This window comes from Marinilactibacillus sp. 15R, assembly GCF_001895285.1.
Lineage (GTDB): Bacteria > Bacillota > Bacilli > Lactobacillales > Carnobacteriaceae_A > Marinilactibacillus > Marinilactibacillus piezotolerans.
This window is the reverse complement of sequence record NZ_CP017761.1, coordinates 820,881-832,011: the sequence shown is the minus strand read 5'-3', so window position 1 is coordinate 832,011 and position 11,131 is coordinate 820,881. Positions and strand designations below refer to the sequence as shown.

Below are 11,131 nucleotides of genomic sequence, written 5' to 3'. Positions count from 1 at the left end.
ATAATTATTTTCATTTTAACAAAAACCTTCATTTATAGAAACATATATTTGGTTTACTATTTTATTTAAAATAGGTACTTTATATACTAATGTCTTCCCATAGCTGGTTAAAAAGGTTAATCTAAAATATATAAGATTATTCTATTACTTGATATGGAGGAAACCTCTATGACACAAACGATTTTATCAGCAATTGCTGTTTATATATCTACCAGCATTGATTATTTGTTTATCTTAATGATTATTTTTTCTCAAAGCTATACTAGAAAAGGGCTTTTTCAAATTTATGGTGGTCAATATATTGGGACTGGTATCTTAGTAGTTGCGAGCTTATTCGCAGCTTATGTATTAAATTTCATTCCTCAATACTGGTTGATCGGACTGCTTGGATTGATTCCAATTTTCTTAGGGGTTCGTATCGCCTTGCTGAAAGAAAGCGAAGAAGAAGAGGGGAAAGTGGTCGAGAAACTGGAAAAACGCGGATCTACACGCTTATTTTGGGTTGTGACTCTACTAACCATTGCTTCTGGCGGTGATAATTTAGGAATTTATATTCCTTACTTTACTTCTCTATCCTTTTCAGAAATTATAGTGATACTGATTGTATTCTTCATATCAACCTTTCTTCTTTGCCAGATTAGTTACAAATTAGCAGAAATCTCTTTTGTATCTGAAACGATTGAAAAATATGAGCGAATCATTGTCCCGGTCGTATTCATTGGACTTGGACTATATATCATGTTAGAAAATGGCACTATTAATACTTTACTGTATATATAAGAAATATTTCGATTGTTACTTTAGTGGTATCCGACCAATATACTGATATAATAAAAGTGACAATTCTCGTAAGTGAATCGTTCAAACTTTTTACATGAGAAAGGTGGATTAAACCATGGAAAAGTTAAAAAACATGAAAATCCCCGAGACGGAAGACGACTACGGAACATTTCAATTAGATGCGATGGGTGATTTATTTTTTAAATATAAAATAAATTTTAACGGAGAACCAAAACTATTACCTGAATTACTAATGGATGATTCTGTTTATATAAATAATACTGAGATCCAATTAGATCCTGACTCTATTTTATTTAAAACAGCTCAAAAGGATTTAACCAATTATTTTGAAGTACATGGTAAATTGGGATAAATAAAACTAACACTAGATTTGGGATGCTTTTGAAATCCTTATAACAAAGTATAAAAAATCAGATGATTACGAGGTATAAAATGAAAAATATCAAGATGACGATTGAGTACGATGGTGGTAGATACTTAGGTTGGCAAAGGCTCGGCGATTCGGACAAGACCATTCAAGGAAAAATAGAAAATATTCTAACCAAAATGACCAGTTCCGAAATTGAAATTGTAGGTTCAGGTCGCACAGATGCAGGTACTCACGCCAAAGGACAGGTAGCTAATTTCAAGACATCAATCGATATGGATCTCCCTACAATGCAGGAGTATCTGATTCGATATCTTCCTCAAGATATCATCGTCAAAGAATTGGAAGAAGTTCCAGAAAGGTTCCATGCCAGGTATCATGCCGTCGGGAAAAAATATAGCTATTACGTCTGGAATAACGTTGTTCCTTCTGCTTTTGAGCGCAATTACAGCTTCCATTACTCTGAACAATTGGATTTGGACAAAATGAATAAAGCCTGTGAAAAATTAATAGGAAGACACGACTTCATCGGTTTCTCTGCTCTTAAAAAATCCAAAAAATCAACTATTCGAACCATTGATGAAATTTCTATCCAGAGAGCAGACAATTTACTGCACTTTACGTTTATAGGGGAAGGCTTTCTATACAAAATGGTTAGAATTCTTATGGGAACACTCCTAGAAATCGGTTCAGGAATTACAGATTTGGAAGTAATTGACACTATATTTGAGAGTGGCATTAGAAGCGAAGCCGGGATGACCGTACCTGCTCAAGGCCTTTTTCTGGATGAAGTATATTATAATTAAAAAGCGCAAGTAATTTTCAAATACTCCATCTATAATATGTACCAACAGAAACTAATCTATCAAAGTAAAAACCAATCATTTGATTTGACGAAAGCTATTCAAAGAATGATTTTTATTAACTAACTAGGCATTATATCCAAACATAACAGCCCACAATAATAAATATAACGATATCAATATAATGATTACGCCTAAAATTATACTCATTAGCGCTGTAGATTTGCTTTGCTTTCTGACTTTTGTTCCAGTCACTATAAGCATGATTCCTCCGAATAATAAGATAAGCTCAAATAGTAAGATTGGCCATTTGATTTCTAAAGTAGTTTTCAAAACATAGATAATTTCCATAAGTTGCCTCCTGATTTCAGTATGCTGAATAGAGTTCCATAAAGTTAAGATTGACCAATTATTCATTTATTTTAAAATATATAATGGATATTCTGATAAAATAAATTATAGCGCTCTCAAAAATAAATGAGATAAAAAAGGAGTCTCGAACTTATGTCAAAGATTAAAAATATGCAGTTCCCCAAAAGTGAACAGGATTACGGTACATTTCAGTTAAATGCCATGGCTGATTTGTTTTTCAAGTATAAAATTGAATCCAACGGTGAACCAAGGTTACTGCCGGAATTCTTACTTGATGATTCTGTTTATTTTAACAATAAGGGACTTTACTTGAATCCTAATTCAGTTCTATTCAATGCTGCAGAGAAAGATTTGAACAACTACTTTGAAAAAAATAAAATCTAATTCCTTAATGAGTTACTTTAACTTCACTCTGACAAAGTCTCTTTTCTCTAAAATTAGAGGAAAGAGCTTTTTTATTTTTTAAACAGAACTTTTTTATCTCAAATTTAAACTACTATATTTTAAAAATATTTGCTATAAAGGCGTTGCTTAAAAATCCACTTGGTGATATACTCAGTTTATAATAATTACAATGTAATAAAAAATATAAACTGGAGGCGGAATTATGATTATTGACTATAAAGACCACGGAAAAGAACCTTACGTAATTAATATTGAAGATGCCACAACTAAAAATTCGAATTATCGTACAACCATTTGGACTGGTGAAAAGTTGCAGGTAACTGTAATGTCTATAGAACCAGGCGATGATATCGGGTTGGAAGTGCATCACGGGATCGACCAATTTATTCGTATTGAAAAGGGCACTGGATTATGCAAAATGGGCCCTACTGAAAACAATTTGAATGTTGAGGAAACTGTATCTGATGATGATGCTGTTTTTGTACCTGCTGATATGTGGCACAATATTGAAAATATTGGAGACGAACCCCTTAAACTTTACACCATTTATGCTGGCCCTGATCACCTAGAAGGAACGGTTCACCCTACTCATGAAGACGCCAAAAACGATCCAAACGAACACTGAGGTACACTAGGATGAAACAAAAGCCCTGCACCCGTATGGATGGTCCACTGGTGCAGGGCTTTTTTATAAAGGAGAGAAGTGGTATGAGTGATTCATTGTTTCAATTAGAGAAGGTTGGTTTTCAGGCAAACGGAAACCAAATCCTTCAAGATATCTCTTTTACAGTAAACAAAGGGGAAGTGATTGTTTTTTCTGGTCCTTCTGGAAGTGGAAAAAGTACCCTTTTGAAATTAATTGGTACGCTGCTTTCCCCAACTTCCGGAAAAATTTATTATCGAGGTACGGATCTGCAAAAAATCGATCCTGTGGAGTATAGAAAAGAAGTCTCTTATTTCTTTCAAAACGCTTCTCTATTCGATGAGACAGTTCAAGAGAACTTGTCTTTTCCTGCCCGCATAAGAGAAGAAGGATTTGATCGGGAACGTGCAAAAAAATTGTTAGAACGAGTTCAAATACCTGAAACTTACTTATCGAAAGAGGTCAAGGAACTATCAGGAGGGGAAAAACAACGGGTTGCATTGGTCCGAAATTTGATGTATCAACCGAAAGTGTTGCTCCTGGATGAAGTTACCAGTTCATTGGACCAAGAAAACAGAGCGATTGTCCTTGATTTAGTCCGAGACATGATGAAAGACCAACAAACTACGGTGTTGGCCGTCACTCACAACCAGGAAGAAATCGACCAAGCTTCTCGTCTGATTACTATCAAAGGTGGAAAAATGGAGGAATCGAAATGACAAATAATTTGGAAATCAGTAATCTTTCTTTGCTTTTATCCTCTGTCCTCTTGATAGTTGCCTTGTTGATTGATTACAAAGAGAAATTGGGATTAGGAAACGACATTTTTATTGCGGGAATTCGCGCTGTCATTCAATTATTCCTTATTGGATATGTATTGAGCTACGTATTACGAGTGGATAACAACTTTCTCACTTTAGCGATGGTTTTGTTCATTGTGTTCAACGCTTCTTATAACGCCCATACACGCAGTGAGGGGATCAACCGCTCTTTTAAAATTTCAACGACGGCTATTGGAGTAGGAACAGCCTTGTCCTTACTCATTCTTGTTTTTTCAGGAGTCATTGACTGGACCCCTTCCCAAATCGTTCCAATTACAGGCATGATTGCCAGCAACGCCATGACTGCGATTGGAGTGACCTATCGGTCTTTGAATTCAAAATTTACGGACCAACGCCAACAGGTATTGGAAAAATTGGCATTGGGAGCCAATAAAAAACAAGCGTCCATGAGTATTGTAAGAGAAAGCGTCAAAACGGGCATGGCTCCTTCTATTGACCGAACAAAAACGGTTGGACTTGTCAGCCTACCAGGTATGATGTCAGGGTTGATTTTTGCGGGAATTGATCCTGTTCAAGCGATTCGTTACCAAATTGTTGTGATGTTTATGTTGATTTCAGTTACTGCGATTTCTTCATTTATTGCTAGTTATATGGCTTACCGTGAGTTTTATAACAATCGCAGTCAATTAATTATATGATTTGGGATGATACACTACTCTTAAAACCAGTGGTTACAATTTTATGTAGTTAAAAGAAGACCTCACGAGAATAATTGCAAAAAGAACTTCATTTTTTAAGGAAGAAGGATATTTTTGTCATCGAATCTTTGGAACGACGGTTCTGTTGCAAAGTTTTAAATAAAGAATAAAATCCCTTACGGTATCTATGATTTAAGCTGGGATTCCCAATAATACCTTGATTTCAGTACAGACCGAAAACCCGAAGAGAGTGCCTTCTTTTCGGGTTTTCTTATATAATCCTCGAATGGCTTCCATGCCTTTAATCGTGGTAGAAGCAGTGCGTAAACTTCGATAGAATTTATTGCGTCTCTTTACTGGACGATGGTCTTGTTCAATCAAATTATTCAGGTATTTAATGGTACGATGTTCTGTCCCTTGATAAAAGCCGTATTCTTTTAGTTTCTTAAAGGCACTTGTAATAGAGGGGGCTTTATCTGTGACTACAACCTTCGGTTCATCAAACTGCTTCACTAACCGCTTAAGAAAAGCATAGGCTGCTTGTGTGTCCCGTTTTTTACGTAACCAAATATCCAAGGTTAAACCATCTGCATCGATGGCTCGATACAAATAATGCCATTTTCCTTTAATTTTGATGTACGTTTCATCCATTTTCCATGAATAAAAGGATTTTTTATTTTTCTTTTTCCAAATTTGATAGAGTAGTTTGCCATATTCTTGCACCCAACGATAAATCGTCGTATGAGAAACGTTAATGCCACGATCATATAAGATTTCTTGAACTTCACGATAGCTAAGGTTATAACGAAGATAGTAGCCCACGGCTACAATAATCACATCCTGCTGAAATTGCTTTCCTTTAAAATGATTCATCGTCATTCCTCCTGCTATCTTTTTCTATTATTCTACCTTATTTGATAGTAGATTTAAAACTTTGCAACAGAACCGAATGACGAATATCAAGACCGGGGTATGAAAAAATGGGCGGGCTTTTTCTTATCTGAACACACAGCTGAACAGGAAAAAATTCAAAAAGGATTGGCTCACATCAATTCCCCAAAGCCCCAAATGTCCGAACAAGAGATTGGCGAGGTGCTTCAAGTGGCTAGATTAAAAAATAAGTCCGTTGCCATCCAAATCGAGGCCATCGATAACGAAGGAAATTATTACGATTAATATGCCACTGATGACGGTGATTTGATTTTTCTTTCCTAAAATACACCTTTGCATGATTTTTTCCTCCTGTTTGTTGTTTGTAATGTAAGTCTACTGGATTGAATCAGATTAAGAATTGATCCTCATCAAGAAGTGGTTTTCCTTCGAAAATAGTTTTTCACTGCGCGGTCTTTTTTGTTTTACTCTTTCGTATAACTCTATGATAGCTCCTTTATTGTTTTTAATAATTGATGACAATCAAGTTTGAATAAACGATTTTTAGCATGTATTTAAAATAGATAAAGCTGATAATTTCTGTTCAGAAATTATCAGCTTTTTTGACGATTTAGGCTTTCGCCAAGGGTAAGCTTCATTCCCTACAGATACAAATTTAAAAAGCTGTAGATATTCGCTCACCCTTTCAGCTAATATCATGATGCAGTCTAATAAGCACCACTTAATTCCGCTTTTGTTTTTTCGGACCCTAACAACCGCAAGCCGTTTAAGATGACGAGGATTGTGGAGCCCTCATGGAATAGTACTGCTAAAGGAAGTCCCAGAACGCCGAACATATTTAAAGTAATCAAGCTGACAATAACAGCGATGGAGAAAATGACATTTTGAATAATGATTTTATTTAATTTCTTGCTTAGCTGATAGCTATAAAACAATTTAGACAAATCATTCTTCACTACAACGACATCAGAGGATTCCATTGCGACTGACGAGCCACTTCCCATCGCAATTCCGATATCTGCATTCGCTAGCGCGGGCGCATCATTAATCCCATCGCCAATCATCCCAACAACTTCTTCTTTTCCTTGGCTTTTTAAGACAAAATCTATTTTATCTTCCGGTAACATGGAAGAAATATAGTCATCTACCTTTACTTCCTTTGCAACCTGTGCCGCAACCTTTTCGTTATCTCCCGTTAAAAGATAAACCTTGATGCCCTCTTTTTGGAAATCCGCAACCGTACTCGCTGACTGCGGACGAATTCGATCCCGGAGTGAGAAGTAACCGACGACTTCATTTCCCTTCGCTACAAATATGGTCGTATCGCCTTTTTCCAGTAGCTTTTCAAACTGATCAAATTTATCATATTGCTTAAATGCATCCGGTTTTCCAACTAGGATTGCCCCTTTTTTAATTCCCGAACCAGCAATTTCTTCAATCGATTCCGCTTGATTCACTTGTGCTAAGTTAATCTCTTTAAAGGCAGAAACAATTGCTCTTCCGATTGGGTGACTGGATTGTTGCTCCATATAAATGACTTCTTTTAACAGCTCTTGGTCCAAATGATAATCGACCACTTGGAAGTCGCCATACGTCAATGTTCCGGTCTTATCTGTATACAAAATATTCATTGTACTTAACGCTTCCATTGCGGCTCCACCTTTAAATAAGATACCGTTTTTGGCTCCATTACTTATCGCGCTTAACGTAGCCGGTGTAGCTGATGCCATCAATGCACATGGACTAGCCACTGTTAAAAGTACCATTCCACGATAAAATGCTTCTTCTAATGGTAGGCTTAGGAAATAATATAGAAAGAAGATGAAAATAGGTATGATAATTAAAACGCCAATCACGTACTTACTTTCAATACGGTCTATAAACTTTGCGATTCGAGAAGGTTTGTTTTGTGCTTCTTCAACCATCCGGATAATATTGGAAAACATGGTTTGATTCAGTGTCTTGTTTACTTCTATATGAAAAACATTTCCTTCATTAATCGTTCCGGCAAAAACTTCCTCCTTTAACTCTTTTTCTACTGGGACAGACTCACCCGTTAAAGCCGCTTCATTCACGATTGCATTTCGGTCGATCAAGCCATCAATAGGGATTTGACCACCTTTCGATACCACGACAATGTCCCCAATAACTAACTCTTTCGTAGGGGTAACCACTACATCCCCATTTTCTTTTAGCACTTGGGCTGTGTCGGGTACTTGCGCCATTAATTCTGAAATCGCGCTGGTGGATTTGTTCGTTGCATAATCTTCCAAAACTTCTGCAGCAGCAAAAATCAATAGCAACGCCGCTCCTTCAGACTCAAAATCAATGATTACTGCACCAACTGCTGCCAAAACCATTAATAGGTCGACATTTGGTGAGCGATCTTTAATCGTTTCAACAACAGCATGTTTTGCCGCATAGAAGCCTAAAAAGAAAATTGAAATATAAAATAGTATGGAACTGTATGCATCATTTAGTGGGATAAAGATAAACCCTAAGATTGTAAATAAAACACCGACAACTAAAAATTGTCCTTGCCTACTTTTTGTTAGATACTCAACCATTTCTAAAACCTCTTTCATATTTTTTGTTTTTTTGCTTACCAATTATTACAAATCCATTTCATCTCATCTTTTCACTCCCCTTTATTTAGAAATATATATATAAAAAAGGGCACACCTATAGAACAGAATTAACTGTCCCACAGGTATGCCCTTATTATTTACATACTCTGCTGCCGCAAAAATTGCAGCCCGGCTGCATGGACCTTTTATATGTCCACCGCCTGTTCAGATCACAATGAATATAACCAACAAAATCTGTTATATTCCAAAGCTTTCATTATTTAGTTTTAATATGCTTCATTGATTCTCATGTGACTATTATAACAAATTTTTTTTGAATTTCAAATCGCTTTTCCATTATTTGAACAGGGTAGAATAGCAATCGCAGCCATAAGCTTTGTGGCGGATCGAAGTCTAGGAAATGTATGCTTCCTTAGTTAGTTCATAAAGTTTTATTTCCACTTTTTTAAATAATTTTTGATATTCTTCTCCCATTTTTTGGTAAATTTCTAATAATTGCATCAATTCTTTTTTTTTAATAAATCACCCATGTGTTCACTCCTGTTCTCCCTCTGTTGTTTTGAATATTCATAATACTTTAAAGGGTTCTGTTGCAAAGTTTTAAATCTACTATCAAATAAGGTAGAATAATAGAAAAAGATAGCAGGAGGAATGACGATGAATCATTTTAAAGGAAAGCAATTTCAGCAGGATGTGATTATTGTAGCCGTGGGCTACTATCTTCGTTATAACCTTAGCTATCGTGAAGTTCAAGAAATCTTATATGATCGTGGCATTAACGTTTCTCATACGACGATTTATCGTTGGGTGCAAGAATATGGCAAACTACTCTATCAAATTTGGAAAAAGAAAAATAAAAAATCCTTTTATTCATGGAAAATGGATGAAACGTACATCAAAATTAAAGGAAAATGGCATTATTTGTATCGAGCCATCGATGCAGATGGTTTAACCTTGGATATTTGGTTACGTAAAAAACGGGACACACAAGCAGCCTATGCTTTTCTTAAGCGGTTAGTGAAGCAGTTTGATGAACCGAAGGTTGTAGTCACAGATAAAGCCCCCTCTATTACAAGTGCCTTTAAGAAACTAAAAGAATACGGCTTTTATCAAGGGACAGAACATCGTACCATTAAATACCTGAATAATTTGATTGAACAAGACCATCGTCCAGTAAAGAGACGCAATAAATTCTATCGAAGTTTACGCACTGCTTCTACCACGATTAAAGGCATGGAAGCCATTCGAGGATTATATAAGAAAACCCGAAAAGAAGGCACTCTCTTCGGGTTTTCGGTCTGTACTGAAATCAAGGTATTATTGGGAATCCCAGCTTAAATCATAGATACCGTAAGGGATTTTATTCTTTATTTAAAACTTTGCAACAGAACCGAAACAGGTGTGAATTATCTACAGTCTTGGGTAGGTGGCGGAAGTAGTATTACACCGTTACTGGATGAACGTGGGGAAGTTGTTATTGATATTACCCCGCAAATGTAAAAAAGAGAGTTGATTGCTTTGATTTATAAAACCGTTTACAGTAAAATTAAACGATATAGTACTATAATTTTTATAATTAAAATTTTAATCAACTATCTCAATTGATAAAAGGAGTGAACGCTTTGTCAGAAGATAAAAGCAATCAATATAATGCACCAACAGAAGTGAAAGAAATTGACATAGTGAATACTTTTGAACTGGAAGAATTAGCAAAAGAAGTTATGCCAAGTGGTGGATATGGATATATATCTGGCGGTTCCGGGGATGAATATACAAAGAAACAGAATATAGATTCTTTTAACCACAAAGGCATTTTACCTAGAGTATTAGCAGATGTCGAAAATCCAGATACAAAGACCACTATCTTAGGACATAATATCCCAGCCCCTTTTATCATGGCACCTATTGCGGCACACGGGCTAGCACATGCAACAAAAGAAGCCGGAACAGCTAGAGGAGTTTCAGAATATGGAACGATTATGTCAATCAGTGCTTACTCTGGCGCAACTTTTGAAGAAATTGAAGAAGGATTGAAAGGATCTCCTAGGTGGTTCCAGCTCTATATGAGTAAGGACGATGAATTGAACAAACTGATTGTTGATGAAGCAAAAAAAGATGGAGCAACTGCCATCATCTTGACCGCCGATGCTACTCTGAGTGGGAATAGAGAAACCGATATTCGAAACAAATTTGTCTACCCATTTGGTATGCCGATTGTTTCTCGTTATTTATCTGGCAGCGGAGAGAATATGTCGCTGAATAATATTTATGCACAATCTAAACAGAAAATCAGCCCGAAAGATGTTGAGTTTCTAACAAGTTACTCTGGGCTGCCGGTTATTGTTAAAGGGATTCAGACACCTGAAGATGCCCTGCTGGCTATTGGTGTAGGAGCTTCTGGAGTATGGGTGTCTAATCATGGCGGACGTCAGTTAGATGGTGCACCAGGATCTTTTGATACACTCGCAGAAATTTCAAGAGCTGTCGGAAATCGCGTCCCAATTATATTTGACAGTGGCATTCGTCGCGGAGAACATATCTTTAAAGCGCTAGCGAGTGGGGCAGATATCGTAGCACTCGGTCGTCCGATGCTTTATGGATTAGCATTGGGAGGTTGGAAAGGCGTGCAGTCTGTCCTCGAATACTTCGAAACAGATCTGAAACGCGTAATGCAGCTGGCTGGAACGCAGACAATAGAAGACATCAAACATGCTAAGTTATTTGATAATGCTCGATATAAATAAGTAATAGAAACTAGACTAGTTGATCCTCCTTAAGATG

At 36.4% G+C, this 11,131-nt stretch carries 14 protein-coding genes and 1 riboswitch; of the genes, 11 read left to right on the top strand and 3 right to left on the bottom strand.

The features are described 5' to 3' along the window. Positions 1 to 168 precede the first annotated feature (168 nt). From BKP56_RS04100 to truA, 3 genes are all read left to right on the top strand, one after another. Complete coding sequence (locus BKP56_RS04100; RefSeq protein ID WP_072693830.1) at positions 169 to 780, top strand: CadD family cadmium resistance transporter; 612 nt, start codon at positions 169 to 171, stop codon at positions 778 to 780. Positions 781 to 895: 115 nt separating this feature from the next. After that, a complete protein-coding gene (locus BKP56_RS04095; RefSeq protein WP_072693829.1) occupies positions 896 to 1,153 on the top strand; it encodes a hypothetical protein in 258 nt (85 codons plus the stop codon). Positions 1,154 to 1,233: 80 nt separating this feature from the next. After that, positions 1,234 to 1,974, top strand: coding sequence for a tRNA pseudouridine(38-40) synthase TruA (gene truA, locus BKP56_RS04090; protein ID WP_072693828.1), 741 nt, complete (start codon positions 1,234 to 1,236; stop codon positions 1,972 to 1,974). A 123-nt stretch (positions 1,975 to 2,097) separates the two neighbouring features. On the opposite strand, the gene BKP56_RS04085 is transcribed toward truA, so the two are convergent. After that, positions 2,098 to 2,322 carry a hypothetical protein gene (locus tag BKP56_RS04085; protein ID WP_072693827.1) on the bottom strand — a complete coding sequence of 75 codons (225 nt, stop codon included), beginning with the start codon at positions 2,320 to 2,322 and terminating at the stop codon, positions 2,098 to 2,100. A gap of 153 nt (positions 2,323 to 2,475) precedes the next feature. Between BKP56_RS04085 and BKP56_RS04080 the strand changes: the two genes are divergently transcribed. The 4 genes from BKP56_RS04080 to BKP56_RS04065 all read left to right on the top strand — a co-directional run bounded on the left by BKP56_RS04080 (position 2,476) and on the right by BKP56_RS04065 (position 4,871). After that, a complete protein-coding gene (locus tag BKP56_RS04080; RefSeq protein WP_072693826.1) occupies positions 2,476 to 2,727 on the top strand; it encodes a hypothetical protein in 252 nt (83 codons plus the stop codon). A gap of 223 nt (positions 2,728 to 2,950) precedes the next feature. Further along, positions 2,951 to 3,373, top strand: coding sequence for a cupin domain-containing protein (locus BKP56_RS04075; RefSeq protein WP_072693825.1), 423 nt, complete (start codon positions 2,951 to 2,953; stop codon positions 3,371 to 3,373). An 83-nt stretch (positions 3,374 to 3,456) separates the two neighbouring features. Then, on the top strand, positions 3,457 to 4,110 hold the full coding sequence (locus tag BKP56_RS04070; protein ID WP_002307505.1) for an ABC transporter ATP-binding protein: 654 nt from the start codon (positions 3,457 to 3,459) through the stop codon (positions 4,108 to 4,110). Beyond that, a complete protein-coding gene (locus BKP56_RS04065) occupies positions 4,107 to 4,871 on the top strand; it encodes an ABC transporter permease (protein WP_072693824.1) in 765 nt (254 codons plus the stop codon). Before BKP56_RS04070 ends, BKP56_RS04065 begins: the two co-directional genes overlap by 4 nt. A 192-nt stretch (positions 4,872 to 5,063) precedes the next feature. On the opposite strand, the gene BKP56_RS04060 is transcribed toward BKP56_RS04065, so the two are convergent. Next, positions 5,064 to 5,744 (bottom strand): IS6-like element IS1216 family transposase, encoded by a 681-nt coding sequence (locus BKP56_RS04060; RefSeq protein WP_001015311.1) that lies wholly within the window; start codon positions 5,742 to 5,744, stop codon positions 5,064 to 5,066. A gap of 99 nt (positions 5,745 to 5,843) precedes the next feature. Here BKP56_RS04060 and BKP56_RS04055 point away from each other — a divergent pair, with 99 nt between their 5' ends. Next, a complete protein-coding gene (locus BKP56_RS04055) occupies positions 5,844 to 6,047 on the top strand; it encodes a hypothetical protein (RefSeq protein WP_072693823.1) in 204 nt (67 codons plus the stop codon). A 422-nt stretch (positions 6,048 to 6,469) separates the two neighbouring features. On the opposite strand, the gene BKP56_RS04050 is transcribed toward BKP56_RS04055, so the two are convergent. Continuing rightward, positions 6,470 to 8,329 carry a heavy metal translocating P-type ATPase gene (locus tag BKP56_RS04050; protein WP_002337545.1) on the bottom strand — a complete coding sequence of 620 codons (1,860 nt, stop codon included), beginning with the start codon at positions 8,327 to 8,329 and terminating at the stop codon, positions 6,470 to 6,472. 130 nt (positions 8,330 to 8,459) lie between these two features. Then, positions 8,460 to 8,568: riboswitch (NiCo riboswitch) on the bottom strand. A gap of 439 nt (positions 8,569 to 9,007) precedes the next feature. On the opposite strand from BKP56_RS04050, the gene BKP56_RS04045 reads away from it, so the two are divergent. The 3 genes from BKP56_RS04045 to BKP56_RS04040 all read left to right on the top strand — a co-directional run bounded on the left by BKP56_RS04045 (position 9,008) and on the right by BKP56_RS04040 (position 11,094). Further along, a complete protein-coding gene (locus tag BKP56_RS04045; protein ID WP_001015311.1) occupies positions 9,008 to 9,688 on the top strand; it encodes an IS6-like element IS1216 family transposase in 681 nt (226 codons plus the stop codon). Positions 9,689 to 9,751: 63 nt separating this feature from the next. Next, a complete protein-coding gene (locus BKP56_RS13975) occupies positions 9,752 to 9,850 on the top strand; it encodes a DUF6440 family protein (protein WP_232226926.1) in 99 nt (32 codons plus the stop codon). A gap of 122 nt (positions 9,851 to 9,972) precedes the next feature. Then, positions 9,973 to 11,094 (top strand): lactate oxidase, encoded by a 1,122-nt coding sequence (locus tag BKP56_RS04040; RefSeq protein ID WP_072693822.1) that lies wholly within the window; start codon positions 9,973 to 9,975, stop codon positions 11,092 to 11,094. Positions 11,095 to 11,131: the final 37 nt, after the last annotated feature.